Annotated in this window: 27 protein-coding genes; 9 read left to right on the plus strand and 18 right to left on the minus strand. The window is 73.4% G+C overall.

Translation table 11 applies throughout. The annotated features are described in order from the left end of the window. Positions 1-589: 589 nt before the first annotated feature. The 10 genes from EV383_RS10705 to EV383_RS10750 all read right to left on the minus strand — a co-directional run bounded on the left by EV383_RS10705 (position 590) and on the right by EV383_RS10750 (position 7268). The gene (locus EV383_RS10705) at positions 590-2194 is read right to left on the minus strand and encodes an alpha/beta hydrolase (RefSeq protein ID WP_130289776.1); all 1605 of its coding nucleotides are present in this window, start codon (positions 2192-2194) and stop codon (positions 590-592) included. Between the two features lie 92 nt (positions 2195-2286). Beyond that, a complete protein-coding gene (locus EV383_RS10710; RefSeq protein ID WP_130289777.1) occupies positions 2287-3051 on the minus strand; it encodes a 3-hydroxybutyrate dehydrogenase in 765 nt (254 codons plus the stop codon). Positions 3052-3190: 139 nt separating this feature from the next. Then, positions 3191-3871: an alkaline shock response membrane anchor protein AmaP gene (amaP, locus tag EV383_RS10715; RefSeq protein WP_165438303.1), complete on the minus strand. Its 681-nt coding sequence runs from the start codon at positions 3869-3871 to the stop codon at positions 3191-3193. 8 nt (positions 3872-3879) lie between these two features. Beyond that, complete coding sequence (locus EV383_RS10720; RefSeq protein WP_130289778.1) at positions 3880-4413, minus strand: DUF6286 domain-containing protein; 534 nt, start codon at positions 4411-4413, stop codon at positions 3880-3882. A 30-nt stretch (positions 4414-4443) separates the two neighbouring features. Further along, positions 4444-4815: an Asp23/Gls24 family envelope stress response protein gene (locus tag EV383_RS10725; RefSeq protein WP_130289779.1), complete on the minus strand. Its 372-nt coding sequence runs from the start codon at positions 4813-4815 to the stop codon at positions 4444-4446. Continuing rightward, on the minus strand, positions 4812-4991 hold the full coding sequence (locus EV383_RS10730; RefSeq protein WP_130289780.1) for a hypothetical protein: 180 nt from the start codon (positions 4989-4991) through the stop codon (positions 4812-4814). The genes EV383_RS10725 and EV383_RS10730 overlap by 4 nt, the downstream gene beginning before the upstream one ends. Before the next feature lie 64 nt (positions 4992-5055). Continuing rightward, positions 5056-5367 carry a hypothetical protein gene (locus EV383_RS10735; protein ID WP_242623013.1) on the minus strand — a complete coding sequence of 104 codons (312 nt, stop codon included), beginning with the start codon at positions 5365-5367 and terminating at the stop codon, positions 5056-5058. Between the two features lie 97 nt (positions 5368-5464). Then, the gene (locus EV383_RS10740) at positions 5465-5905 is read right to left on the minus strand and encodes a hypothetical protein (protein ID WP_207223485.1); all 441 of its coding nucleotides are present in this window, start codon (positions 5903-5905) and stop codon (positions 5465-5467) included. A gap of 14 nt (positions 5906-5919) precedes the next feature. Beyond that, on the minus strand, positions 5920-6405 hold the full coding sequence (locus EV383_RS10745) for an Asp23/Gls24 family envelope stress response protein (RefSeq protein ID WP_130289781.1): 486 nt from the start codon (positions 6403-6405) through the stop codon (positions 5920-5922). 74 nt (positions 6406-6479) lie between these two features. Next, a complete protein-coding gene (locus EV383_RS10750) occupies positions 6480-7268 on the minus strand; it encodes a pyrimidine reductase family protein (RefSeq protein WP_130289782.1) in 789 nt (262 codons plus the stop codon). A 220-nt stretch (positions 7269-7488) separates the two neighbouring features. On the opposite strand from EV383_RS10750, the gene EV383_RS10755 reads away from it, so the two are divergent. Genes EV383_RS10755 through EV383_RS10770 form a run of 4 tightly spaced genes read left to right on the plus strand, consistent with a single transcriptional unit; the run spans position 7489 to position 11641 of the window. Further along, complete coding sequence (locus EV383_RS10755) at positions 7489-8484, plus strand: FecCD family ABC transporter permease (protein ID WP_130294225.1); 996 nt, start codon at positions 7489-7491, stop codon at positions 8482-8484. Further along, complete coding sequence (locus EV383_RS10760) at positions 8481-9584, plus strand: FecCD family ABC transporter permease (RefSeq protein WP_130289783.1); 1104 nt, start codon at positions 8481-8483, stop codon at positions 9582-9584. Before EV383_RS10755 ends, EV383_RS10760 begins: the two co-directional genes overlap by 4 nt. Then, positions 9581-10429 (plus strand): ABC transporter ATP-binding protein, encoded by an 849-nt coding sequence (locus EV383_RS10765; RefSeq protein WP_130289784.1) that lies wholly within the window; start codon positions 9581-9583, stop codon positions 10427-10429. The genes EV383_RS10760 and EV383_RS10765 overlap by 4 nt, the downstream gene beginning before the upstream one ends. A gap of 24 nt (positions 10430-10453) precedes the next feature. Then, on the plus strand, positions 10454-11641 hold the full coding sequence (locus EV383_RS10770; protein ID WP_130289785.1) for a trans-sulfuration enzyme family protein: 1188 nt from the start codon (positions 10454-10456) through the stop codon (positions 11639-11641). Positions 11642-11644: 3 nt separating this feature from the next. Here the strand turns inward: EV383_RS10770 and EV383_RS10775 are convergent, their stop codons facing one another. From EV383_RS10775 to EV383_RS10785, 3 genes are read right to left on the minus strand one after another with little or no spacing between them, the layout of a single operon-like run. Next, positions 11645-12637 carry an inorganic phosphate transporter gene (locus tag EV383_RS10775; RefSeq protein WP_130289786.1) on the minus strand — a complete coding sequence of 331 codons (993 nt, stop codon included), beginning with the start codon at positions 12635-12637 and terminating at the stop codon, positions 11645-11647. Further along, positions 12638-13276, minus strand: coding sequence for a DUF47 domain-containing protein (locus EV383_RS10780; RefSeq protein ID WP_130289787.1), 639 nt, complete (start codon positions 13274-13276; stop codon positions 12638-12640). It lies immediately after the preceding gene. 42 nt (positions 13277-13318) lie between these two features. Continuing rightward, on the minus strand, positions 13319-14461 hold the full coding sequence (locus EV383_RS10785; RefSeq protein WP_130289788.1) for an acyl-CoA dehydrogenase family protein: 1143 nt from the start codon (positions 14459-14461) through the stop codon (positions 13319-13321). Between the two features lie 98 nt (positions 14462-14559). Between EV383_RS10785 and EV383_RS10790 the strand changes: the two genes are divergently transcribed. Both EV383_RS10790 and EV383_RS10795 read left to right on the plus strand, forming a co-directional pair. Next, the gene (locus EV383_RS10790) at positions 14560-15642 is read left to right on the plus strand and encodes an alpha/beta fold hydrolase (protein ID WP_130289789.1); all 1083 of its coding nucleotides are present in this window, start codon (positions 14560-14562) and stop codon (positions 15640-15642) included. 368 nt (positions 15643-16010) lie between these two features. Next, entirely contained in the window at positions 16011-16988 is a 978-nt protein-coding gene (locus EV383_RS10795; protein ID WP_130289790.1) for an aldo/keto reductase, read from the plus strand. A gap of 63 nt (positions 16989-17051) precedes the next feature. Here EV383_RS10795 and EV383_RS10800 read toward each other — a convergent pair whose 3' ends face one another. Then, entirely contained in the window at positions 17052-17759 is a 708-nt protein-coding gene (locus EV383_RS10800; protein WP_130289791.1) for a dienelactone hydrolase family protein, read from the minus strand. 136 nt (positions 17760-17895) lie between these two features. Here EV383_RS10800 and EV383_RS10805 point away from each other — a divergent pair, with 136 nt between their 5' ends. Both EV383_RS10805 and EV383_RS10810 read left to right on the plus strand, forming a co-directional pair. Then, on the plus strand, positions 17896-19281 hold the full coding sequence (locus EV383_RS10805; protein ID WP_130289792.1) for an FAD-binding oxidoreductase: 1386 nt from the start codon (positions 17896-17898) through the stop codon (positions 19279-19281). Positions 19282-19324: 43 nt separating this feature from the next. Continuing rightward, a complete protein-coding gene (locus EV383_RS10810) occupies positions 19325-20602 on the plus strand; it encodes an SAM-dependent methyltransferase (RefSeq protein ID WP_130289793.1) in 1278 nt (425 codons plus the stop codon). A gap of 40 nt (positions 20603-20642) precedes the next feature. On the opposite strand, the gene EV383_RS10815 is transcribed toward EV383_RS10810, so the two are convergent. The 4 genes from EV383_RS10815 to EV383_RS10830 form a co-directional block, all read right to left on the minus strand. Continuing rightward, a complete protein-coding gene (locus tag EV383_RS10815) occupies positions 20643-21419 on the minus strand; it encodes an anti-sigma factor family protein (RefSeq protein WP_130289794.1) in 777 nt (258 codons plus the stop codon). Next, the gene (locus EV383_RS10820) at positions 21416-21994 is read right to left on the minus strand and encodes a sigma-70 family RNA polymerase sigma factor (RefSeq protein WP_242623017.1); all 579 of its coding nucleotides are present in this window, start codon (positions 21992-21994) and stop codon (positions 21416-21418) included. The genes EV383_RS10815 and EV383_RS10820 overlap by 4 nt, the downstream gene beginning before the upstream one ends. Positions 21995-22168: 174 nt before the next feature. After that, positions 22169-23008 carry a fructosamine kinase family protein gene (locus EV383_RS10825; protein ID WP_130289796.1) on the minus strand — a complete coding sequence of 280 codons (840 nt, stop codon included), beginning with the start codon at positions 23006-23008 and terminating at the stop codon, positions 22169-22171. After that, positions 23005-23469, minus strand: coding sequence for a low molecular weight protein-tyrosine-phosphatase (locus tag EV383_RS10830; RefSeq protein WP_130289797.1), 465 nt, complete (start codon positions 23467-23469; stop codon positions 23005-23007). Before EV383_RS10830 ends, EV383_RS10825 begins: the two co-directional genes overlap by 4 nt. Positions 23470-23557: 88 nt before the next feature. Here EV383_RS10830 and cobC point away from each other — a divergent pair, with 88 nt between their 5' ends. Continuing rightward, entirely contained in the window at positions 23558-24649 is a 1092-nt protein-coding gene (gene cobC / locus EV383_RS10835; protein WP_130289798.1) for an Rv2231c family histidinol phosphate aminotransferase CobC, read from the plus strand. Positions 24650-24656: the final 7 nt, after the last annotated feature.

The following is a 24656-nucleotide window of genomic DNA, read 5'->3' on the forward strand; positions in this document are numbered from 1 at the left end:
GGGTGGTCCCGGGACGGACTACCCCCCGTGGTGTCTGATTCTGGGTGCCGGGGTACCGCATCCGCGAGATCCGGAGGTCTCCGGATTCGTGGCCGCGGAATGAGCCGGGGATCGCCGAACAATCGCACGGGAAACCGTGGATCGATCTTGACTGGAAACCCACGTGCTCCCCCGCTCGGACAACGTTGCTGCGCAGCGGCCTCCGAACGACCTCCCCGCCGGACGTTCCTCGTCGGATGCCGGTCCCCGCGTTACACCCGGACCGTGCCCGGCCGGGTGAACCGGAGTCGACGAGGATCGTCCGAATCGCCGAACGGAGCCTAGCCGTGGACGTTCGCGATGTTAAGGCTCGTGGAGGTCCACAGTTCGGCGAATGTCCGGTCGAGAGTCCATTCCGGATCCCATAATTGTGTCCGTATCCGCAGCTCAGAGGGGTTTCGGCTGCCCCTTCACGGAATCGTCACATCGGAGTGGAGACGGAATCGTGACCTTTTCCGATGGTCACGATTCGACCTGGCCACCTGTATGGCCCAGCCGCTTGATCCGATCGGCCCAGGGGTTTGATCACGATGGGTGTCCGGCGGTGGGCTCAGGGTGGGCAGACCACATCCTGGGACGGCGCGGTTCCTCCGGTGAGGGCCCGGTCGACGACCGACGAGACGCACGGGGTACCCGGGTAGGCCCCGGTGCCCGAACCCTCCCAGCGGACCAGCCGGGCGTCACCGAGCAGCTCCGCCGTCCGCTGGGCCCCGGCCGGCGGCGTGCGGGGGTCCTTCGCGGTGCCCAGGACGAGCACCGGCGGCGCCTCCGGCCCGAGCGCGGTGGCGCCCGGCCCCCCGCCGGTCGCGGGCCACGGCGCGCAGGTGATCAGCTGCTGGGCCGCCGCGGCGCCGAAGAGCGGATAGTCGGTGCGCCAGCGCTGCGCCAGCTGGGAGACCTCCGGCGGCGTGAGCCGGGCCCGGCTGTCGTTGCACCGTGTGGCGAGCACGGCATCGGCGCGTCCCTGGGGCCCGGCGACCGGGAGCAGCAGCGCCACCAGGCCGGCCGGGTTGCCGGTGCCGGCCGTGGTCAGGGCCGCGGTCAGCGCCGGCCACAGGCGTGGCTGGGCGAGTGCGGTGCGCACCGCCAGGGTCGCGGCACCGGCGGTCACCCGGTCGCCGTCCGGCGTCGGCAGCGGCCGGCTCGCGATCCGGGCGAGCAGGGACGTGACCGTGGCCCGGGGGTCCGCGCCGAGCGGGCAGGCGGGTCCGGACCGGCAGGCGGTCGCGTACGCGTCGAAGGTGGCCTCGGCCGCGCGGGTCGCGGCCTCGGACCGGGCCGGCTCGTCCAGGGCCGGGTCGGCGGGGCCGTCGAGCAGCACCCGGCCGACCGACCGGGGGTGCGCGCCGGCCCACAGCGCGACCGCGTCCGCGCCGTCGCCGACGCCGATCACGTTCAGCCGGGTCACGCCCAGCGCCACCCGCGCGGCCTCGACGTCGTCCGCGGTCGCGGCCGCGCGGTAGCTGCTCACGGCACCGGAGAGCAGCAGGTAGCAGTCCTGCACGATCGCCCGCGAGCGCTCCAGCAGGGCCGAGAGACCGGCCTCGTCGGTGCGCGCCGGGTCCGCGTCGATCAGGGCGGCGCGGGCGTCGGCGGGCGCGCACCCGAGCAGGTTGGCCCCGCTGCCGCGCCGGTCCATGCCGATCAGCTGGTACGTCGCGAGGACCCGGTCGGAGACCTGGCCGGCCAGCGCGGCGGCGTGCCGCGCGGACCCGTCGGTCCCGAGGTCGCCGACCACCAGCAGCGGCGGGCGGTCCTCCGGGGCGCCGGGGGTGGTGGCGCGGGTCAGCCCGAGACGGGTGGGCCCGAGGTCGGGCTGGGCCACGTCGATCGGGACCGGGAGCTGCCCGCAGCCGATGCTCAGCGTCCGGCCCGCCCGGGGCGGTGTGCCCTGGGCGGCCAGCTCGGCCGTCGTGTCCGCGGTGCAGTCGGTGAACGACAGTGCCGACGACGCGGGCTCCGGGTCCGGCAGGGCGTTCGGGTCCGCGGGCGGTTCGGCCGCCGCCGGGGGAGGTGCCGGCGCGGAGAGCGCGTCGCCGCGCACCGCCACCGGGGGACGCTCGGACGGCCCGACACTGCACCCGGCGAGCACGGCCGACGCGGCCAGCATCGCGACCGCGGACAGCATCCGGGCCCGCCGCGTTCCTCGGGCCACGCCAGACGTCCCTTCGTCACCGCCCGCCGGTGACACGGACACCGGAAGAGTGTGCACGGCAGGGAGTGAGGACCCGGTGAGCCGGGCGGCGTCTAGTGCGCCGACCAGCCGCCGTCCTGGGTGAGCGAGCTGCCGGTGATCGAGGCCGAGGCCGGGCCGTAGAGCAGCGCGGCGAGCTCGGCCACCTCGTCCGGCTCGATCAGGCGCTTCACCGCGACCGGGGTCAGCATGATCTTCTCGATGACCTCGTCCTCGCTGATGCCGTGGGTGCGGGCCTGGTCGGCGAGCTGCTTCTCCACCAGCGGCGTGCGGACGTAGGCCGGGTTGATGCAGTTGCTGGTGACGCCGTGGGCGGCGCCCTCCAGGGCGGTCACCTTGGACAGCCCCTCCAGACCGTGCTTGGCGCTGACGTAGGCCGACTTGAACGGGCTGGCGCGCAGGCCGTGCGCGCTGGAGATGTTGATGACCCGGCCCCAGCCGCGGTCGTACATGTGCGGCAGCGAGCGCCGGATCAGCCGGAACGGGGCCTCGAGCATGATCCGCAGGATCTGGGAGAAGATCTCCGGGTCGAAGTCCGGCAGCGGGCTGACGTGCTGGCGGCCGGCGTTGTTGACCAGGACGTCGACGTCGGCGGGCAGGGTGTCGACCGCGGCGAGGTCGGACAGGTCGCACTGCACGGGGGAGACGCCCGGGTGCTCGTCGGCCAGGGCCTTGACCCGGTCGAGGTCGATGTCGACGGCGTGCACCTCGGCGCCGTCCGCGGCCAGGCGGCGGGTCACCGCGGCGCCGATGCCGCTGCCCGCCCCGGTCACCAGTGCGGTACGTCCTGCCAGGGGTCCGGTCGACCGATCGCTCATGGCCGCGACGCTACGCGGCGGCCCGCGGTGATCGGACTGTGACGCGGGTCGCAGCGCCGTGTGCGGGATCCGTCGGACACACGTCGGGCCGGGCACCTCGTGAGGTGCCCGGCCCGGGACGTACTGCGGTGGGGAGTGCTCAGGAGACCCGCGAGGTCTTCCCCGACGACTCCAGCTCCAGGCGCACCGCGACCGGCAGGGCGCGCAGCCCCAGCGAGTCGCGCACCTCGGTGAGCACCTCGGAGTCGAGGCGGCGGCAGATCTCCGCCACGTCGGCCTCGTCGGTGACCCAGACCGTGGCCCGCACGGCCGGGGCCGTGGAGGAGCCGACCATCCGGGCGCGGGCGCGGCCCACACCCGGCAGGGCCGAGGCGCCGTCCGCGACGGCGTTGGCCGCCGCCGAGGAGCTGACCCGGATGTCGGTGCCCGGGCCGCCGTCGATGACCAGGTCGGGCTTGCTCTCCGGGCGCAGGGCCCGGACCGTCCAGATCAGGCCGAACACGACGAGCAGGACGCCGACGACGATCGCGACGATCCGGGCGATCAGCAGCTGGGAGTTGAGCACCCCGAGCACCATCGGGTCCAGGATCGGGCGCTCCGGGCGGTTCTGCCCGAACACGCCGAGGATCAGCAGGATCGTCAGCACGCCCGCGGCCAGCAGGACCAGCCCGAGCAGGGTCAGACCCCAGCGGCTGCCGCCGGCGGAGCGGGCGACCGCGCGCTGGGCGGTCTTGCCCGCCTTGCGCGGAGCGGGGCCGGACCGCGGCGGGAGGTTCTCGGTGGGGGCGTCGGCAGCGGTGCTCCCGGTCGTGGCGCTCACTGGGGTGCTCACTGGGGTCCCTTCGATCCGGTGGTGGACACGGACACCCGCGGGGTCCGGGTCAGGGGCAGCTCGCCCAGCACCTCGTCGACCCGCGAGCGGACCTCCGAGCGGGCGTCGCCACCCGTGTCCCGGGTCTGGGCCCGGACCGTGACCTTGCGGGCGGACGCCGTGACGGTGGCGCCGGCGACCGAGTCGGCGGCGCGGACCCGCCGGCCGACGAGCCGGGCGAGCACCCGGGGGGCGGTGGTGACGGTGATGCCCTCCGACGGCGAACGGAGCGTGATGTCGTGCCGGCGGGCGAGCAGCCCGACCAGCAGCAGGATCAGACCGACGACGGCGACGCCGATCGCGATCCAGAGCACCGGGCCGGCCGACCAGAGCGTGGTCTCCAGCGTCTGGCGCCAGGTCGACCAGGGGACGAGCAGGCCGGTGGACGCGGGGTTGACCCACGCCGCGACGACCTCGACGACGACGAGCACGCCGAGCGCAGCCACCACGAGGCTGAGCAGTGGCGCGAGTACGCGGAGCAGGACCCGCATCGCATTCCTCCGTAGGGGTTGGTGTGGGTGCTACTGCACGCGCGGGGAGTCGGGGACGCGGTCGCCCTGCAGGGCGTCGACGTCGACCGAGAGGGAGCGGACCTGCTGACCGGTGAGCCGGTCCAGGTCCCGGGTGATCCGCTCACGCACGTCGGCGACGGTCGAGCGGATCGGGGAGGGGTAGCTGAGCGCGAGATTCAGGCGGACATCGAGCCCACCGGACCCGGAGCTGATCTTGGCGCTGGGACCGGCGTCGCCGCCGACACCCAGGCCGGCCACGGTGCGCGACCGGTGCCGGGTGCCCGGCGCCTGATCCGCGGCGTGCTCGACGATCTTGCGCAACACCGACTGGTCGATGTCGAGCGTCCCGCGCTCGCCGGCGTCGGCGAGCTCGCTGCTCATCGGTCCTTGCCCCGGCCGAGCACGCCGCTGACGTCGAGCTCGCCGTCGAGCACGCGGCCGACGACGACGCCGATGGCGCCGAGCACGAGCGCGATGATGAAGGCGACGAATCCGCCGGAGGCGCCGGCGACGCCGAGCAGGAGACCTGCCAGCAGGCCGGTCTGGGTGGCGTTCATCTGGTTCTCCTAGAGAAGAGGGGTCCCACGTGGGACCTGCGATGGGGTGCCGGGCCGCGCGGGTCTACTCGACCCGCGGGTGGCGGCGGCGGTGGATGGTGCGGATGAGGGCGACGAGGACCCGGGTCGGCAGCGGCAGGTCCCGGACGATCTCGACCGGGGCGTCGTAGCGGTCCGGCCCCGCGTCGGGGGCCGGACGTGACGCTCCGGCGGCGAGGTCGCGGTAGTGCGCGAGACCGGCGACGAAGACCTCGGGGTCACCGCCACGGTCGGGATGGTGGGTGCGGACGAACGAGCGGTACGCAGCGCGCTGCTCGGGGGTCAGGCCCCGCGGGCCTCCCGGCCCGCCGGCCGCGCCGTTCGCCTGCTCGTTCATCCGCCTCCACCGATTTCCGGTCCCGCGCCGCCCGTGTGGGCGGCGCCGGACCGGCCGTTCCGTGCTGGGTCGCCCCGTGGTCGTGCCGGTGTCCGGCTCAGGGCCCGATCTCGACCGACGTACCGGGGGTGATCCCGGCCGGTCGGCGGACCCCCGCGGTGCCGGGAGGCGCCGGCGGTGCGGTGCCCTCCGGGTCGGCGGGGTCGTCCGACTCCTGGCCGGGAACCTCGACGTCGGAGACGGTGATGTCCACCGGTGCCCCGCCGCAGAGTGCCGAGACGGTCGTCCTCAGCGTCGCGACGACGCCGGGGATCGGACGGTCCAGCCGGAGGACGACGGCGAGCTCGACCGGTTCGCCCGGCCGCCCGACGTGCACTCCGACCAGTCGCCGACCGGGCAGGAAGGTGGCCACCGCACCGAACGCGCCGCCGTCGAGCCTGGCCACCGCCGGGTGCGCGGTGACCGCGTCCGCGACGAGCTGCGCGAGCTCGGCCGGGTCCGCGGCCGGTGCGACCGGGGGAGTGGGCGTGACGGTCACCGTGTTCGGTCCGGTCACTCGACGCGGGCCGTGGAGGCGGGCGCCGGGGTCTCCTGGGCGTCGTCGTCGTCCTCGGCGAAGTGGATGTCGTTCACCGAGATGTTGACCTCGATGACCTCGAGACCGGTCATCCGCTCGACGGCGCCGATCACGTTGCGACGGACCGCGCGGGCCAGCTCGACGATCGAGGCGCCGTACTCGACGACCACGTCGAGGTCGATCGCGGCCTGCTTCTCGCCGACCTCGACCTGCACGCCCGCGACGCTGGACGCGCCGGTCGAGCTGCCGCCGGGGATGCGCTCACGGATGGCGCCGAACGCGCGCGAGGCGCCGCTGCCCATGGAGTAGACGCCGGAGACCTCACGCGCGGCGATGCCGCTGATCTTCTGGACGACCGAGGCGGCGATGCTGGTCTTGCCCTGGGTGGTGTCGTCGCCGAGGCGGGCCGGGGAGGCCCCGCCCGAGGTCGCCGGGGTGGTGCTGGAGGTGCTGGAGGTCATGTCCCGCTCCTTCTCCTTCGTATTCGGGGCGTACAGGGGTGTGATGCCCGATGCGGCGGTTTCCTCACGCATGTTCACCCGTTCGGAGGCTCGACGCCCGATCTGTCACTCCGACGGGTGTATCGCAGCAGGAGTGAGCCCTTCTCCTCGAGTGCTCCGACGAGGTCCATCGCCCGCGGAGGGCCCGGATCGGAGACGGCCGTGCGCCCGGCCCGTCCGGCCGCGAGCAGCGGGCTCAGCGTCAGGCAGAGCTCGTCCAGGACGTCCGCGGCGACCAGCGCGCCGAGCAGGGTCGGCCCGCCCTCGCAGAGCACCCGGCGCAGCCCCCGGCGTCCGAGCTCGGCGAGCAGGGTCTCCGGACGCAGGTCGGCCAGGACCGCGACGTCGGCCCCGGCCCTGGTCAGGGCGCTGCGCCGGTCGGGCGACGCGCCGGCGGTGGTGATCACGATCGGAGCAGTGCGGGTGTCGGTGAACAGCCGTGCGCCGGGGTCGAGGTCCGCGGACCCGGTGACGACGGCGACCGGCGGCGGACCGTCACCCCCGCTTCGGTCGGACCGGCCCCGGCGGGCACCCCGGTAGTCCTCGGCGCGGGCGGTCCCGGCCCCGACCAGGATCACGTCGGCGCGCCGGCGCAGCAGGCCGAACACGCGACGGTCACCGGTCGAGGCGAGCCCGTCGGAGACACCGTCGACCTCCACCGCCCCGTCCAGCGAGCTCACCATGTTCGCGCGGACCCACGGCCGCTCCCGCGTGTCCGCCGGGGACGGGTCGGGGTACCGGGCGACGAGCCAGGCGTCGGACCCGTCGTCGGGTGTCGACGGGCCGGTCCGGGGGGTGGGGGTCAGGTCGCGCACACCGCGCATCCCAGCACGCCGCCCGGGTGCCGGCGGCGCGGAGTCGATCGGGGAGGACCGGGTGGTGTTCCGACAGGGTTGCCTCACTTATGGTGAGGTCTGGGAGACCACGACCGAGGGAGACGCATGGGACCGGGCGCATGAGGACGGGCACGTGACCGCGACGGCGGATCCGGCGTCCGGACCGGCGTCGACCGATGTACCCCCGTCGGGCCGTCCGCGCCCGACGATGCGGCGGCGACGGCTGGTCGGCCTGGCCGCGCTGTTCGCCTCGCTCGTCCTGGCCGTGCTGGCCAGCATCGCCATCGGTACCAAGGTGATCCCGTTCGGCGAGGTCTGGAGCGCGCTGTTCTCGCCCACCGGCACCGAGAACGACATCGTCGTCAACTCGCTGCGGATCCCGCGGACCGTGCTCGGCGTGCTCGTCGGGGCCGCGCTGGGTCTGGCCGGCGCGCTGGTGCAGGGCTTCACCCGGAACCCGCTGGGCGACCCGGGCCTGCTCGGGGTGAACGCCGGGGCCGCGTTCTTCGTCGTCGTCGGCATCTACATCTTCGGCGTGACCAGCCTGCTGGGCTACGTCTGGTTCGCCTTCGCCGGTGCGCTGGTGGCCAGCGTGGTCGTGTTCTCGCTCGGTGCCCGGGGCCGCGGCGGCGCCACCCCGGTGACGCTGGCGCTCTCCGGCGCCGCGGTCGCCTTCCTGCTCGGCGCGCTGACGTCGTCGATCATCCTGATCGACTCCGCGACGCTGGACGCCTACCGGTTCTGGAACGTCGGGTCGCTGGCCGGGCGCGACGCCGCGGTGGCCGGGCAGGTCGTCTGGTTCATCGTGGTCGGCGCCCTGCTCGCGTTGTTCAGCGCCCCGGCGCTCAACGCCCTGTCCCTCGGTGAGGACGTCGCCGCGTCGCTCGGACACTCGGTGCGCCGGACCCGGACGGTCGGCATCCTGGCGATCACCCTGCTCGCCGGCGCGGCCACCGCCGCCTGCGGGCCGATCGTCTTCCTCGGCCTGATCGTGCCGCACGTGGTGCGTGCGTTCACCGGGCCCGACTACCGCTGGCTGCTGCCCGCCTCGGCGCTGTCCGGGGCCGTCCTGCTGCTGGGGGCCGACGTGATCGGCCGAGTCGTGGCCCGCCCCGGTGAGCTGCAGGTCGGCATCGTGGTCGCCCTGATCGGGGCGCCGTTCTTCATCGCACTGATCCGCCGGAAGAAGCTGGCCCAGGTATGACGACGACCGAAGACCGTCCGACGACGGCGGCCGCACCGCTCGTCCCCGGACGGGTCCCGTGGCGGTTCCGCGTCTTCTCCGGTGTCCGCCGCCCGCGGACCCTGCTCGTGCTGCTGGCCTGCGCGGCCGTGCTGCTGTTCGCCTCGGCGGTGAACCTGGGCCGCGGCGACTTCCCGATCGGGCTGGGCGACGTGCTCGCGACCCTGTTCGGAGCCGGCGACCCGTCGCAGCAGTTCATCGTCCTGGAGCTGCGGCTGCCCCGGTCCCTGACCGGGGCGCTGGTCGGCGGCGCGCTGGCCGTGTCCGGCGCGATCCTGCAGTCGATCGCCCGCAACCCGCTGGCCAGCCCCGACATCATCGGCATCTCGTGGGGCGCGAGCGCCGCGGCCGTGTTCGTGATCGTGCTCGGCGGCGGCGTCAGCGCCGTCGGCGGCAGCTTCGCCGCGGTCGGCCTCCCGATCGCGGCCCTGGCCGGCGGGCTCGTCAGCGCCACCGCGATCTACGCGCTGGCCTGGCGCCGCGGCGTCCAGGGCTACCGGCTCGTGCTGGTCGGGATCGGGATCAACGCGGTCCTCGTCGCGGCCGTGAACTGGCTGCTGACCGTCGCGCAGATCTACCAGGCCGCCCAGGCCCAGGTCTGGCTCAACGGCAGCCTCAACGCCCGGAGCTGGGACGACGTCATCCCGGTCTCGATCGCGCTGGTCGTCCTGGTGCCGCTGGCGATGATCCTGGCGTTCGTCCTCGGCGGTCTGCAGTACGGCGACGACACCGCCCGCGGCCTGGGGATCCGGGTCAACGGCGCGCGGACCGCGCTGCTGCTGGTCTCGGTCGGACTGGCGTCGGTGGCCACCGCCGCGGCCGGGCCGATCGCCTTCGTCGCGCTGGTCAGCCCGCAGCTCGCCCAGCGCCTGTGCCGGACGCCGTCGCCGCCGCTCGGGGTGTCGCTGGTCCTCGGGGCCGCACTCGTCGTGGTCTCGGACGTGATCGCCCGGACCGCGTTCGGCGGCACCGAGCTGCCGGTCGGCATCGTCACGGCCGTCCTCGGGGCCCCCTACCTGATGTTCCTGCTCGCACGTCACCGCCGGGAGGCACGTTCATGACCCTCCAGAGCGCCCAGGGCGCCGACCTGCTGACCGGCTCCGCGCACGCGGCACCGGTCCGGCTGCGTGCCGAGGACGTCCGGCTCGGCTACGGCGACCACGTCGTCGTCGACGGGCTGGACTTCGACGTCCTGCCCGGCACGGTGACCGCGGTGATCGGCCCGAACGGCTGCGGCAAGTCGACCCTGCTGCGCGCGCTGGGCCGCCTGCTCTCGCCGCTCTCGGGCCAGGTCCTGCTCGACGGCAAGCGGATCGACAAGACCCCGACCCGCGAGGTCGCGAAGGTGCTGGGGATCCTGCCGCAGTCCCCGCTCGCGCCGGAGGGACTGACCGTCGGCGACCTGGTCTCGCGCGGGCGTCACCCGCACCAGGCCTGGTACCGGCAGTGGTCCTCCGACGACGAGGAGGCCGTGGCGGAGGCCCTGGACTGGACCGGGATCGGCGACCTCGCCGACCGCCCGGTCGACGAGCTCTCCGGCGGGCAGCGCCAGCGCGCGTGGATCTCGATGGCGCTGGCCCAGGGCACCGACCTGCTGTTGCTCGACGAGCCGACCACGTTCCTCGACCTGGCCCACCAGGTCGACGTCCTCGAGCTCGTCCGGCGGCTGCACACCGAGGCCGGGCGGACCGTGGTGATGGTGCTGCACGACCTGAACCTGGCCGCGCGCTACGCCGACCACCTCGTCGCCATGCGCGACGGGAGGATCGTCGCCGCGGGCGACCCGTCGGACGTGATCACCGCGCCGATGCTGGCCGACGTGTTCGGCCTGCGCGCCCACGTCATCCCGGACCCGGTCACCGGCACCCCGATGGTCGTCCCGATCGGCGGCCGCGCGGCGGGGTAGCAGCGGCGGGGTAGAACTACCCCCGTGGACCACCTCGCGACCCGGGCCGTGCACGCCGGCAACGACATCGACCCCGGCACCGGCGCGATCCGGCGTCCTCTGGTCACGGCCAACTCCTACGCGCTGCCCGAGGACCCCTCGGAGCTGGACTGGTCGGGCACCGGCACCGCGCTCTACACCCGCAACGGAGGGTCCAACCAGCGCTGGCTGGAGCGCAAGCTCGTCGCCCTGGAGGACCCCGCCGGCACCGACACCGCGGCGGTGGCGCTCGCCTCCGGTGTGGCGGCGCTGCACGCGGTGTTCTTCACGTTCCTGCGCTCCGGCGACCACGTCGTCTCCTCCGACGTCACCTACGTCGCCACCCACCGGCTGCTGACCGAGCTCCTTCCGGACCGCTACGGCATCACGGCCACCCTCGTCGACTCCTCCGACCCCGGGGCCGTGCGGGCCGCGATCCGCCCGGAGACCCGGCTCGTGCACGTCGAGACCCCGGCGAACCCGACCACCCGGATCACCGACGTCGCCGCCGTCGCCGCGATCGCCCGGGAGGCCGGGGCCCTGTGCTCGGTGGACGCCACGTTCGCCACACCGGTCCTGCAACGGCCGCTGGAGCTGGGGGCGGACCTGGTGGTGCACTCGCTGACCAAGTACGTCAACGGCCACGGCGACGCGATGGGCGGCGCCGTGCTCGGGCGCACCGGGCTCGTCGAGCGGATCCGCGCGGACGCGATGGTCGACGTCGGCGGCGTGATCAGCCCGTTCAACGCCTGGCTGATCATGCGCGGCGCGGTGACGCTGCCGATGCGGATGCGCGCCCACTGCGGAGGCGCCCAGGTCGTGGCCGAGTTCCTGGAGTCCGACCCTCGGATCGCCTACGTCGCCTACCCGGGTCTGGCCTCGCACCCGCAGCACGAGCTGGCCGCCCGGACGCTCGACGGCGGTTTCGGCGGCATGCTGGCGTTCGCCCTGGACGGGGACACCGACCTGCAGAACCGCTTCGTCGCCGCGCTGCGGATCGTCGTCTCGGCGGTGTCGCTGGGCCACGACGAGACGCTGATCGTGCACGTCGCGGCGGGGGAGAAGGGCCGGGCGGCGCACTTCCCGGAGCCGTTCCGCCGCTACGGGCACCTGCGCCTGTCGGTCGGCCTGGAGGACCCGCGCGACCTCGTCACCGACCTGTCACAGGCGCTGGACGCGGTGCTCCCGCGCTAGGACTCAGCTCACCAGCGGGTGGATCAGCCAGAACGCGCACGCGGCGCTCAGCGCGGCCGCCGGGATGGTCAGCACCCAGGCCACCGCGATGTTGCCGGCCACACCCCAGCGCACCGCACTCAGACGCTTCGTCGCGCCCACCCCGAGGATCGACGACGTGATCGTCTGGGTCGTCGAGATCGGCGCCGCGAACACGAACGCCGAGGTGTAGAGCACCGCCGACGCCGTCGCCTCGGCGGCGAACCCGCGCGGCGGGTCGAGGTCGATCATGCGACGGCCGAGCGTGCGCATGATCCGCCAGCCGCCGGCGTAGGTACCCGCCGACAGCGCACCGGCGGAGATCAGCACGACCCACCACGGGACGTCGAAGCCCTGGTGGAAGCCACCCACGACGAGCGCGAGCACGATCACGCCCATCGTCTTCTGGGCGTCCTGCAGCCCGTGGCCGAGCGCCATCGCCGCGGCCGAGACGGTCTGGGCGTGCCGGAACCCGCGGGTCAGCTTCGACGGGCGGCCGCGCCGGAAGATCCACAGGATGGCGATCATCAGCAGGCCGGCCAGCACGAACCCGACGATCGGGGAGACGACCATCGGGATGATCACCTTCTCCAGCACGCCGGACCACTGCACCCCGCCGGACGAGGCGAGCGCGGCCCCGACCAGTCCGCCGATCAGCGCGTGCGACGACGACGACGGCAGCCCGAACCACCAGGTGACCAGGTTCCAGACGATCGCCCCGATCAGCGCGGAGAGCACCACCATCAGCCCGGAGATGCCCTGCGGCGCGTCGATGATGCCGCTGCCGACGGTCGAGGCCACCTCGGTGCCCAGGAACGCGCCGAGCAGGTTCATCAGCGCGGCCATCGCCAGCGCGACCCGCGGGGTGAGCGCGCGGGTGGCCACCGAGGTCGCGATCGCGTTCGCGGCGTCGTGGAAGCCGTTGGTGTAGTCGAAGCCCAGGGCCACGAGGATCACCAGGACGACGGCGATCTCCACTCAGGCTTCCTTGACCGCGATCGACTCGACGGTGTTGGCCACCGTCTCGAACGCGTCCGCCGCCTCCTCGAGGGTGTCGACGACCTCCTTGAGCTTGATCGCCTCCAGCACCGCCGCCGGGTCGGTGATCGGCTCGGCGGGGGAGAGGATCCCGGCGAGCACCCGGTGGTAGATCTCGTCGGCCTCGTTCTCCAGGGAGTTGACGTCGATCCAGTACTCCTGGAGCTGGGCCATCTTCTCCAGCCCCGGCATCGCGAGCACGGTCCGTGCGGCGGCCCGCTGCAGGACGTCGACCTGCGCGTCGACGCCCGGGGGCAGCGGTCCGAGCCGGTAGAGCACGATCCGGTCGGCCGCCTCCTCGATCGCGTCGCAGACGTCGTCGAGGGAGGAGGCCAGCCGGTAGATGTCCTCCCGGTCGAACGGGGTCACGAACACCTTGTTGAGCTTGACCATGATCTCGTGGGTCAGCTCGTCGCCGGCGTTCTCGGCGTCCTTGACCCGCCTCGCGATCTCCGGGCGGGCCCCCGGCTCGGCCGCGACGAGCTTCGCGAGCTCGTCCGCGGCGACGACGATGTTCTCCGCCGCACGGGTGAACAGCGGGTAGAACCCGCGTTCATGTGGCGTCAACCGGAAGGCCATGCGCCGTTCGTACACGGTGGGTGATCCACCGCGGTGGCCGGGTCAGCCGATCAACGACCGCCCGATGATCTCCTTCATGATCTCGTTGGTGCCGCCGTAGATGGCCTGCACCCGCGAGTCCACGAACGCCTTGGCGATCGGGTACTCCAGCATGTAGCCGTAGCCGCCGTGCAGCTGCACGCAACGGTCGACGACGCGCTTGAGCAGGTCCGAGGTCCACCACTTGGCCTTGGCGGCGTCGGGCACCGACAGCTCGCCCTCGACGTGCTCGCGGATGCACCGGTCCACGAACACCTGCGCGATCGTGACCTCGGTGTCCATCTCGGCCAGCTCGAAGCGGGTGTTCTGGAAGTTCGACACCGGACGGCCGAACGCCTTGCGGTCCTTGGTGTACTCCAGGGTCTGGTGCAGCGCGGTGGCCGCACCGGCCGCGGAGCCGACGGCGATCGACAGGCGCTCCTGGGCCAGGTTCTGCATCAGGTAGATGAAGCCCTGCCCCAGCTCGCCGAGCACGTTCGCGGCCGGCACCCGGACGTCGGTGAACGACAGCTCGGCGGTGTCCTGGGCCTTCATGCCGACCTTCTTCAGGCGGCGCCCGCGCTCGAAGCCCTCCATCCCGCTCTCGACGACGAGCAGCGAGAAGCCCTGGTGCTTGGCCTCGGGGTCGGTCTTGGCGACCACGATCACGAGGTCGGCCATGATCCCGTTGGTGATGAAGGTCTTGGAGCCGTTGAGGATCCAGTCGTCACCGTCGCGGCGGGCGTTGGTGGCGATGCCCTGCAGGTCCGACCCGGTGCCGGGCTCGGTCATCGCGATCGCGGTGATGATCTCGCCGGAGCAGAAGCCGGGCAGCCAGCGCTTCTTCTGCTCGTCGGTGCCCAGGCGCAGGAGATAGGGCGCGACGACGTCGTTCTGCAGCGGGAAGCCGATGCCGCTCGCGCCGGCCGAGGAGATCTCCTCGGTGAGGATCGCGTTGTAGCGGAAGTCGTCGACCCCGCCACCGCCGTACTCCTCGGGCACGGCCATGCCCAGCAGCCCGGCCGCGCCGGCGGCCTTCCAGACCTCGCGGCTGACCTGACCGTCGGACTCCCACTGCTCGTGGAAGGGCATGACCTCCTTGGCCATGAACGTCCGGCACAGGTCACGGAACGCGTCGTGTTCGTCGGTGAAGATGTCGCGCTGCATGGAAAGCAGTGTCACATACCCATCGGTAACTTCAGCCGGTCCCGCGGGCCGTCGATGACCCGCCCGGGCCTATAGGGTGCCCGCATGGGGCGGGGCGCATGAACCTTCTGGATGCCGCGGCGAACGTCTGGGACAAGACGGTGACCGGGCACGTGGCGAACCTGCACCGGATGCCGCGCGAGGCCGTCGTCGGCTCACCCTCGGGGATCCTCTACCGCTACCTGCCGCGTTCGGGCGTCGACCAGGTCGGCGGACCGCCGGTGCTGCTGGTCCCGCCGCTGGGCGCCCCGGACTTCGCCTACGACCTGCGCCGCGGCTGCTCGCTGGTGCAGCACCTGCTGCACGCCGGCCGGACGGTGTACCTCGTCGACTACGGCCCGATGTCGTTCGACGACCGGGGCCTGGGCATCGAGGACTGGGTCGACGACCTGGTGCCCCGGATGGTCCGCGAGGTCGCGGCGGAGACCGGCGAGGACGTCGCGCTGATGGCGTGGTCGCTCGGCGGGATCTTCGCGCTGCTCGCGGTGGCCTCCGCGGCCCAGGACGGCGAGCCGCTCCCGGTGAGCACGGTGACCGCGATCGCCACCCCGGTGGACATCTCCAAGGTCCCGCTCGTCGCCCCGATCCGGCCCCTGGCCCAGATCACCGGCGGACGGCTGGTCTCCTCGATCTACCACGTGATCGGCAGCTTCCCGGCGCCCGTGGTGAGCTGGGCGTTCCACCTGACCGCGGTCGACAAGCTGATCACCCGGCCGCTGGCGATCGCCTCACGCCTCGACGACCGGGACTGCCTGGCCCAGATCGAGGCCGTCGACCACCTGATGAACAACATGCACGGCTACCCCGGCCGGGCCTTCGGGCAGCTGTTCCACCTGCTCGTGCGCGGCAACGACCTCGCCGGCGGAGGGCTCACGCTGGCCGGACGGCGGGTCGAGCTGGCCGCGATCGACGTCCCGGTGCTGGTGGTGGCGGGCGAGGACGACGTGATCGCGCCGATGCGCTCGGTCCGCCGCACGGTGGACCTGCTCACCGGCTCGCCGGAGGTCCGGTTCGTCACCGCCCCGGGCGGGCATCTCGGCGTGCTCACCGGCCGCCGCGCCCGCGACACCACCTGGTCGGAGATCGACCGGATGCTCGACGACCACGCCGGTTCCACCGACGCGGCGGCCTCCGGCGCCTGACCGAGCCTCCGGCGCCCTGGCCCCGCGCACGGGGCGCCCGCCGCTCATCGACGCGCACCGCCCCACCCGGGCCCACGTCTCGAGGGGGCCCCACGGGACTCGCTGCGGCCCGGGTGGCCCGGCGCGGCCCCGGGCCCACGTCCCGAGGGAATCCTTCAGGACGTCACGCGCCCCGAGGGGACCCCGTGGGACAGGCCGTGGTCCGGATGGACCCGGCGGCGCCCCGTCCCGGGAGGGTCCCGAGGGGAGCCTTCGGGACGCCGGAGGTCTCGAGGGGAGCCCTCGGGGCTTGCCTGGGCGGCGGCGCGGGCTGGGGCAGGGGAGCGGGCTCGCGGCGCGGCGGCGGTGCTCTCGGCACAATGGGGGCCATGCGTTACCTCGAGCAACTCGGCACGGCCAAGCGGTACTCGGTCATCGGCCTCGGAACCTGGCAGTTCGGCTCGAAGGAGTGGGGATACGGCGACGACTACGCCGGAGGGGAGTCGGCGAAGATCGTCGCGCGGGCGCGCGAGCTGGGCATCACGGTGTTCGACACGGCCGAGGCCTACGGCTTCGGGCGCAGCGAGCGGATCCTGGGCGACGCGCTCGCCTCCACCGGCGGGACCGGCGACACGGTCGTCGCCTCGAAGATCTTCCCGATCCTGCCCACGGCCCCGGTCGTGCAGCAGCGCGGCGTCGCCTCGGCCCAGCGCCTGGGCGTCCGGACGATCGACCTCTACCAGGTGCACCAGCCGAACCCGCTCGTCGGTGACGCCACGACCATGCGCGGCATGCGTGCACTGCGCGACGTCGGGATCGTCGACGAGGTCGGGGTGTCGAACTACTCGCCCGACCGCTGGCGGGCCGCGGAGACCGCGCTGGGCTCTCGGCTGCTGTCGAACCAGGTGCAGTTCAGCCTCGTCGCCCGGGAGCCGATGGACGAGCTGATCCCGTGGGCCCAGCGCACCGGGCACCTGGTGATGGCCTGGAGCCCGCTGGCGCAGGGCCTGCTGACCGGGCGTTACGACGCCGACCACCGGCCGTCGAACACGGTGCGCCAGACCTCGGTGTGGCTGCCGGAGAACCTCGACGCGGCGCGCCCCCTGCTCGACACGCTGCGCGACGTCGCCTCGGCCCACGACGCGTCACCGGCCCAGATCGCGCTGGCCTGGGTGCTGCACTTCCCGAACGTGGTGGCGATCCCGGGCGCGTCGAGCGTCCGGCAGGTGGAGAGCAACGCCGCGGCCGCCGACATCACGCTGACCGACGGCGAGCACGCCGGGCTCACCGCCGCCGCGCAGGCCTACCGCCCGCGCACCGGCATCCCGGCCCTGCCCCGCCTGGTCGCGGACAAGCTCGGCCGGTAGCTCCCGACGTGCGACGACGCCCGCTCCGGGATCCGGGGCGGGCGTCGTCGTGCGCTGCGGGGATCAGGTGAGGTTCGCGCGCAGGAACTGCAGGGTGCGGTCCCAGGCGATCTCGGCCTGCTCGGGGTCGTAGGTGCCCATCAGGTTCTCGTCGTTGAAGAACGCGTGCCCTGCGGGGTACTGGTGGAACTCCGGGTGGACGCCGGACTCGGACTCGATCCGCTTCGCCAGGGCGGCGACGGCGTCCGGGTCGGCCATCGTGTCGTCGCGGCCGAAGTGGCCCTGCAGCGGCGCGGTCAGGCCGGCGAAGCTCGGGTAGTCCTCCTTCAGCACGCCGTAGAACGGCACCGCGGCGCCGATCTTGTCGCCCTGCTGTGCGGCCAGGACCAGCACGAACCCGCCGCCCATGCAGAAGCCGACGGCCCCGACGGTGGACGAGGTGACGGCGTCGTGGCCGAGCAGGAAGTCGACGGCCCCGCCCAGGTCGGTGGCGGCGTCGTTCACCGGGAGCTTGCTCATCAGCTCACCGGCCTCGTCGGAGTCGTGCGTGGTGCGCCCGCCGTAGAGGTCGGGGGCCAGGGCGACGAAGCCCTGCGCGGCGAGGCGGTTCGTGACGTCGGCGATGTGGTCGGTCAGACCCCACCACTCCTGGATCACGACGACGCCGGGCCCGGAACCGGACTCGGGGAGCTTGAGGTAGCCGTGCGCGGTCCCGCCGTTGCTCGGGAACGTGACGTTCTGGATCGGGTTCTCGTTGCTGTGATCGGACATCGCTCCCGATCAGATCACGGTCGCACCACGCCCGCCCGACGGCTGCGGGGCGTCGCCGCAGGTGTGACCGGCGAGACGTCCCCTTCGGACGAAAAGAGTTAGCGTTACCAACGACCGGGGATTACCGTCTGCCCCCATGACCACCTTGGACGTGTCCGGTTCCCGCGCCGCGCACGACGCGGCGGTCGCCGACCTGAGACGGGCCCGCGCCGCGTCCGGGCCGTCGGTGCAGCTGGGCAAGCGGACGTCGAACCTGTTCCGCTTCGGTGACCGCGACCGGCCGGCCCCGACCGTCGTGCGGCTGGACACCTCCGCCCTGAACGGTGTGATCGGCGTCGACCCGGTCGCGCGGACCGCCGAGGTCCAGGGCATGACCACCTACGAGACGCTCGTCGACGCCACGCTGGCGCACGGGCTGATGCCGCTGGTCGTCCCGCAGCTCAAGACGATCACCCTGGGCGGGGCGGTGACCGGGCTGGGCATCGAGTCGACGTCGTTCCGCCACGGCCTGCCGCACGAGTCGGTGCTGGAGATGGACGTCCTCACCCCCTCCGGCGAGCTGCTCACGGTGACCCCTGAGGGCGAGTACGCGGACCTGTTCCACGCGTTCCCGAACTCCTACGGGACGCTGGGCTACGCGTTGCGCCTGGTCATCGAGCTGATGCCGGTCAAGCCGTACGTGAAGCTGACGCATCACCGCTACCCGGACGCGAAGGCCGCGACGGCGGCGATCGTCGACTTCTGCGACCTCTCGCGTCCCGGGCACGTCGACTTCCTGGACGGGACGGTGTTCTCGCCGGGGGAGCAGTACCTGACGGTGGGGGAGTTCGTCGACGAGCCGATGCCCGGCGCGCGGGTCTCCGACTACACCGGCCAGGAGGTCTTCTACCGGTCGCTGCAGCGCCGGCCGGTGGACCACCTCTCGGTGCACGACTACATCTGGCGCTGGGATCCGGACTGGTTCTGGTGCTCGCGGGCATTCGGGGTCCAGCAGCCGTGGGTGCGGCGTTTCTGGCCCCGTCACCTGCGCCGCTCGGACGTGTACCGCAGGCTCGTGGCTCTGGACCAGCGCTATCAGGCCAGCAACCATGTCCGTCGTGCATTCGGTGCGCCGGAGGAGGAGATGGTCGTCCAGGACGTCGAGATCCCGGTGGCACGGATCCCGGAGTTCCTGAAGGTGTTCCACCGCGACGTGCGGATCGAGCCGGTCTGGTTGTGTCCGGTGCGGCTGCGCGGGCAGCGGACGTGGCCGCTGTACCCGATGGACCCCGGCGAGCTCTACGTCAACGTCGGATTCTGGTCGTCGGTTCCCCGGGTGCCCGGGAAGCCCGACGCGCACAACCGGCTCGTCGAGGATCTCGTCGCGGAGCTCGGCGGGCACAAGTCGCTGTACTCGACTGTTCATTACGACGAGGACGAGTTCTGGGCGCGCTACAACGGCCCGGCCTACCGGGCGGTCAAGGACCGCTACGACCCGGCCGGGCGCGCCAAGGACCTGTTCAGCAAGGTGACCGGCCGCTGACCCGGACCGGGATCCGCACACGAGGAGTGGGGGCGTTTCGACGATGACAGGGTTGATCGAACGGACACAGGCGACGTCGGCGCCGGTGGCCGAACTACTGACCAGCGTGCTCGGGCCGAACTCGCCCATCCGGGTGGAGGCCTTCGACGGCTCGACGACGGGGCCGCCGGACGCCGACATCACGCTGCACGTCCGCACCCCGCGGGCGCTGGCGCGGCTGGCCTCGGCGCCGGGGTCGCTCGGGCTCGCCCGGGCCTACGTCACCTCCGACATCGACGTCGACGGCGACCTCTACGCGGCGCTGCACGCGCTGTCGGAGGTCACGCTGCACTCGATCCCGCGACGCGAGCAGCTCCGCCTCGCGCGCCAGCTGCTGCCCTACTGGCGCGAGCACCACGTCCCGCCGCCGGACCTGGAGGCCAAGCCGAAGGGCCTGCTGCACTCCAAGCGCCGTGACTCCCAGGCGATCTCGCACCACTACGACGTGTCGAACACGTTCTACGAGTACGTCCTCGGCCCGTCGATGACCTACACCTGCGCGGCCTACCCGGACGTGGACTCCACGCTGGAGGAGGCCCAGGCCGCCAAGTACGAGCTGGTCTCGGCCAAGCTCGCGCTGAAGCCGGGGATGCGCCTGCTCGACGTCGGGTGCGGCTGGGGCGGCATGGTCATGCACGCCGCGGCCGAGCACGGGGTGCGCGGCCTCGGCGTGACGCTGTCCCGCGAGCAGGCCGCCTGGGCGCAGGAGGCGATCGCGAAGCGTGGCCTGTCGCACCTGGCCGAGGTCCGCCACCTCGACTACCGCGACGTGCCGGACGGCGTCTACGACGCCGTCAGCTCGATCGGGCTCACCGAGCACATCGGCAAGGCGAACATCGACTCCTACTTCTCCTCGATGTACGCCAAGCTCCGCCCCGAGGGCCGGATGCTCAACCACTGCATCACCCAGCCGCACCGGCCGACCAAGCGTCACACCGACCCGTTCATCAGCCGCTACGTCTTCCCGGACGGCGAGCTGACGACGATCGGCAACCTGGTCACCGCCATGAACGACGCCGGGTTCGAGATCCGGCACTCGGAGAACCTGCGCGAGCACTACGCCATGACGCTGCGCGACTGGGGCGCGAACCTCGAGCGCAACTGGAACGACGGCGTCGCCGAGGTCGGGCTCGGCCGGGCCCGGGTGTGGCGGCTCTACATGGCGGCCTGCCGTCTCGGGTTCGACCTGGACAACATCCAGCTCCACCAGGTGCTGGGTGTGAAGCTGGGCGACAACGGGTCGTCGGCGTTCCCGCTGCGCGGCGAGCACGGGGCGTACTGACCCCTTCCCCGTACTGAGCCCTTCCCCGTACCGAGCCCTCCTACGTGCTGAAGTCCGACACGAGGACCGGGTTGCCGGCGGCGTCGGTGACGACGAAGCCGGTGGCCCGGTCCCGCAGCACCGACGAGTTGAGGTTGCACACCATCTCGTCGCCACCGGTGCCGACGAACTCGCCGGCGCCGACCGGGCGGCCCGTCGAGTCCAGGACGGCCGCGCGGTAGGTCCGCCCGGCGTCGAAGCCGCTGGCGGTCAGCTTCACCTCCACGCCCCAGGTGTGCGGGACGACGCCGGCCTCGGCGTCGATGCCCGGGCGCAGGGCCTGCACGCCCACGCTCTCCAGCGGGCCGTCGGACTCCCCGGGTGCGAGGACCGTCCCGATGCCGATCCCGGCCAGGGCGATCACCGCGGCCGCCGCGGCCAGGCGCACCGACGACGACCGCGTACGCCGCAGCGGGCGGACGTTGTCGGGCGGGGGAGCGTCCCCGGTCCCGGCGTCCCCGACCGTCGGCCCGGTGCCGTTCCTCCTGTCCCCGCCTGCCTCCTCCGCGCGGATGCGGTCGAGGATCGCCGCGAACCCGCCGGTCGCGGCGGGCGACGACTCCGCTTCGGCGGAGTCCGGGCCGACGGCGTCCGCGTCGACGGCGGACAACGGGCCCACCAGCGGGAGCAGGTCGTCGACCTCGGTGCGGCACTCCGGGCACACCGCGAGGTGCGCGTCGACCTCGGCCCGCTCGTCGGCGTCGAGGGCGTCGAGGACATAGGCGCCGAGCCGTTCACGGAGCTCGCGGTGGAGCTCGTCCGGGATCGGGGTGTTCACAGCGCTGCTCCCATGTCGTCCATGATCTGCCGCAGGTTCTTCAGGCCGTAGAACACCCGGCTCCGCAGCGTTCCGACGGGCACCGACTGCTCCGTCGCGACCTCGGCGTAGGGCCGCCCGCGCAGATGGGTCTCGACGACCGCGCTGCGCTGTTCGTGCCCGAGCCGGCCCAGGGCGTCCTCGAGCAGCCAGGTGGTGACCAGGCTGTCGTCGAACGCGTTCCCCGCGTGCCCGGCGCCCGCGTTGTCGGCCAGCTCGGCGAGGTCACCGGGGTCGGTGGGCGACCGGTCACCGGGACGGCTGCGGGCGCGGCGGACGTGGTCGATCACGGCGTTGCGGGCGATGCCGAACAGCCACACCCGCATCGAGGCGATCGACGGGTCGTAGCGCTCGGCGTTGCGCCAGGCCCGGACGAACACCTCCTGCACCACGTCCCCGGCGGCGCCGTCGTCGCGCAGCGCCCGGGCGGCGAACCGGTGCAGCTCCGCGCCGTGCGCCCGGTAGGCCGCTTCCAGATCGGACTCCCGGCGCAGGTCGGTCCGCCCGTCGAGCACGGTCGGAGAACGTTCGTCCAACCCGGTCTCCCCCTTCGTCCCGGCCGTTCCCGTGCGGGAGTGGCCGGGCGCGTGAACGGTGCATCGCCGTGGTGCTGTCCGGAGCGTTGCGGTGACCATCCACTATGCCTACGTCGGGCGGGGCGGCGCCGTTCAGGACGGCACGATCTTTCTCCCGGGTGACGCCCGGGGCCGTCAGACGCGCAGTGCCGCCCGGGCGGCCGCGACGGCCTGACCGGCGTAGCCGCCGCCGAACAGCACCGTGTGCACGAGCAGCGGGAACAGCTGGTGCAACGGGATCCGCGCCTCCCAGCCGTCCGCGAGCGGCGAGGTCTCCCGGTACCCGTCGCGCACGGCGTCGAGGTGGGGGAGGCCGAACAGGTCGAGCATGGCGAGATCGGTCTCACGGTGCCCGCCGTGCGCGGCCGGGTCGATCAGCCAGGCGTAGTGCGGGCCCCACAGGACGTTGCCCGACCACAGGTCCCCGTGCAGGCGCGCCGGCGGCTCGGGCGGGCCGGCCAGCTCCGGCAGACGGGCGAAGACCTGCTCGAACACCGTCGTGTCGTCGAGGTCGCCGGCGTCGCGGGCGGCGCGGACGTAGGGCTCGACCCGGTGTTCGGCGTACCACTGCGGCCAGCTCGCCGCGTCCGCGCCGTTGCGCATCCGGGTGTGCCCGATCCAGGCGAGCTCCGGTCCGCCGGGCGGTGCGGCACCGAACCCGTCCGCGCCGGTGTCGTGCAGGACGGCCAGGCGCCGGCCCAGCTCGGCGGCGTGCTCCCGCGTCGGACGACCGGTCTCGACCAGCGTCGTGACCAGCCACTCGTCGTCGGCGCCGAGCACGTCGGGCACCGGCGGACCGCCCGGGACGGCGATCCAGGCCAGCCCGGCCGCCTCGGCCGCGACCGACCCGGGGTCGGACGCGCCGTTCTTGAGGACCGCGACCCGCCCGTCGTCGAGCTCGAAGCGGGACGCGCCCCGCTCGCGCCGCACCCGGGCCCCGGTGAGGCGCTCGACGACCTGGGCGGGACGGCTCACGCGTTGCGCTTGACGTGCTCGACCAGGCCGGGCATCGCGGCCCGGATCATGTCCAGGACCTCGGAGAACCCGTCCGGGCCGCCGTAGTACGGATCCGGCACCTCGGCGCCGCTGCCGGCGCCCGGGTCGAACGAGCGGAGCAGGCGCACCCGCTCCGGCTCCGGTGCCGAGCACTGCAGCGACCGCAGGTGCCCCTCGTCCAGGGCGACGAGCAGGTCCGCCGACAGGATCTCGGAGTCGACCTGGCGGGCGGAGTGGGCGGTGTCGAACCCGTGCTCGGCCAGGATCTGCGCCGAGCGCTCGTCCATCGGCGAGCCGACGTGCCAGTTCCCGGTCCCGGCGCTGGTCACGCGCACGCGGTCGGAGAGTCCGAGTGCCTCCACCTCGGCGGCCAGCACCTTCTCCGCGATCGGGGACCGACAGATGTTGCCACTACAGACGAAGGAGACATGCACGTCCATACCGTATGCGGGCTGTGCGGCCGGGTGCCGCACGGTCCGCCGTGACGGCCCGGTCGTGGCCGGTTCCGCCCGGTCGTAGGGTGGTGCGATGGCGTTCGGACCTCCGTCCGGCGGAACGGCAGGACCGCCCGGGCACGACCTGCACCACCACGGCGACGTCGACGCGGCCGAGGGGCTGGTCGACTTCGCGGTCAACGTGCAGGGTGACGGTCCGCCGCGGTGGCTGCGCGACCGGCTCGCCGCGACCCTCGACGACCTCGGCCGCTACCCCGGGGCCGCGCACGACGCGCAGGCCAGGGCCGCCGCCGGGGCCCGGCACGGACGCCCGCCGGAGCAGGTCCTGACCCTGGCCGGAAGCGCCGAGGGCTTCGCGCTGCTGCCGTGGCTGGCCCCGCGCCGCGCCGTCGTCGTGCACCCGGGGTTCACCGAGCCCGAGGCCGCGCTGCGCGACGCCGGGATCGACGTCACCCGGGTGCTCACCGACGCCCGGGAGGGCCACGCGCTCGATCCGGCCGCCGTCCCGGCCGAGGCCGACCTGGTCGTCGTCGGGAACCCGACGAACCCGACCGGGGTGCTGCACCCCGCCGAGACGATCCGGTCGCTGGCCCGGCCCGGTCGCGTCCTGCTGGTCGACGAGGCCTTCGCCGACGCCGTCCCCGGGGAGCCGGAGTCGGTCGCGGGCGACGCGTCGCTGCCGGGGCTGCTCGTGTTCCGCTCGCTGACCAAGACCTGGGCCCTGGCCGGGCTGCGCGCCGGCTACGCCCTCGGCGACCCGGTCCTGCTCGCCCGTCTCGCCGCGCCGCGCCCGCACTGGCCGGTCTCGACGCTCGCGCTGGAGGCGATCGTGGCGTGTTGTGAGCCGGCGGCGCTGTCCGCGGCCGACCAGCGCGCCCGCGAGCTGGCCGGGCACCGCGTCGAGCAGGCCGCCGCGCTGGCCGGGATCGAGGGCATCGAGGTGCTGCCCGGGTCGGCGCCCTACCTGCTGCTGCACCTGCCCGACGGCCGGGGCGAGGCCGTCCGGGCCCGCCTGCGCGCCGAGGGCATCGCGGTGCGCCGCTGCGACACGTTCCCCGGTCTGGGGCCCGATCACCTGCGGGTGGCGGTCCGCCCGCCGCGCACGGCCCGCGTCCTCGTCGAGGCCCTCGACACCGCGTTGCGGGATCTGGCGGTGGCCGCGTGAGCGCCGA

The sequence above is a fragment of the Pseudonocardia sediminis genome, from assembly GCF_004217185.1.
GTDB classification, from domain to species: Bacteria; Actinomycetota; Actinomycetes; order Mycobacteriales; family Pseudonocardiaceae; genus Pseudonocardia; species Pseudonocardia sediminis.

What these genes read in the sequence shown, in the direction of transcription:
- EV383_RS10710 (WP_130289777.1), bottom strand. Translation starts at nt 3,051, where the DNA reads ATGAGCGATCGGTCGACCGGACCCCTGGCAGGACGTACCGCACTGGTG.
- EV383_RS10720 (WP_130289778.1), bottom strand. Translation starts at nt 4,413, where the DNA reads ATGCGGGTCCTGCTCCGCGTACTCGCGCCACTGCTCAGCCTCGTGGTG.
- EV383_RS10725 (WP_130289779.1), bottom strand. Translation starts at nt 4,815, where the DNA reads ATGAGCAGCGAGCTCGCCGACGCCGGCGAGCGCGGGACGCTCGACATC.
- EV383_RS10730 (WP_130289780.1), bottom strand. Translation starts at nt 4,991, where the DNA reads ATGAACGCCACCCAGACCGGCCTGCTGGCAGGTCTCCTGCTCGGCGTC.
- EV383_RS10735 (WP_242623013.1), bottom strand. Translation starts at nt 5,367, where the DNA reads ATGAACGAGCAGGCGAACGGCGCGGCCGGCGGGCCGGGAGGCCCGCGG.
- EV383_RS10745 (WP_130289781.1), bottom strand. Translation starts at nt 6,405, where the DNA reads ATGACCTCCAGCACCTCCAGCACCACCCCGGCGACCTCGGGCGGGGCC.
- EV383_RS10750 (WP_130289782.1), bottom strand. Translation starts at nt 7,268, where the DNA reads ATGCGCGGTGTGCGCGACCTGACCCCCACCCCCCGGACCGGCCCGTCG.
- EV383_RS10755 (WP_130294225.1), top strand. Translation starts at nt 7,489, where the DNA reads ATGCGGCGGCGACGGCTGGTCGGCCTGGCCGCGCTGTTCGCCTCGCTC.
- EV383_RS10760 (WP_130289783.1), top strand. Translation starts at nt 8,481, where the DNA reads ATGACGACGACCGAAGACCGTCCGACGACGGCGGCCGCACCGCTCGTC.
- EV383_RS10765 (WP_130289784.1), top strand. Translation starts at nt 9,581, where the DNA reads ATGACCCTCCAGAGCGCCCAGGGCGCCGACCTGCTGACCGGCTCCGCG.
- EV383_RS10780 (WP_130289787.1), bottom strand. Translation starts at nt 13,276, where the DNA reads ATGGCCTTCCGGTTGACGCCACATGAACGCGGGTTCTACCCGCTGTTC.
- EV383_RS10785 (WP_130289788.1), bottom strand. Translation starts at nt 14,461, where the DNA reads ATGCAGCGCGACATCTTCACCGACGAACACGACGCGTTCCGTGACCTG.
- EV383_RS10790 (WP_130289789.1), top strand. Translation starts at nt 14,560, where the DNA reads ATGAACCTTCTGGATGCCGCGGCGAACGTCTGGGACAAGACGGTGACC.
- EV383_RS10795 (WP_130289790.1), top strand. Translation starts at nt 16,011, where the DNA reads ATGCGTTACCTCGAGCAACTCGGCACGGCCAAGCGGTACTCGGTCATC.
- EV383_RS10800 (WP_130289791.1), bottom strand. Translation starts at nt 17,759, where the DNA reads ATGTCCGATCACAGCAACGAGAACCCGATCCAGAACGTCACGTTCCCG.
- EV383_RS10805 (WP_130289792.1), top strand. Translation starts at nt 17,896, where the DNA reads ATGACCACCTTGGACGTGTCCGGTTCCCGCGCCGCGCACGACGCGGCG.
- EV383_RS10810 (WP_130289793.1), top strand. Translation starts at nt 19,325, where the DNA reads ATGACAGGGTTGATCGAACGGACACAGGCGACGTCGGCGCCGGTGGCC.
- EV383_RS10830 (WP_130289797.1), bottom strand. Translation starts at nt 23,469, where the DNA reads ATGGACGTGCATGTCTCCTTCGTCTGTAGTGGCAACATCTGTCGGTCC.
- cobC (WP_130289798.1), top strand. Translation starts at nt 23,558, where the DNA reads ATGGCGTTCGGACCTCCGTCCGGCGGAACGGCAGGACCGCCCGGGCAC.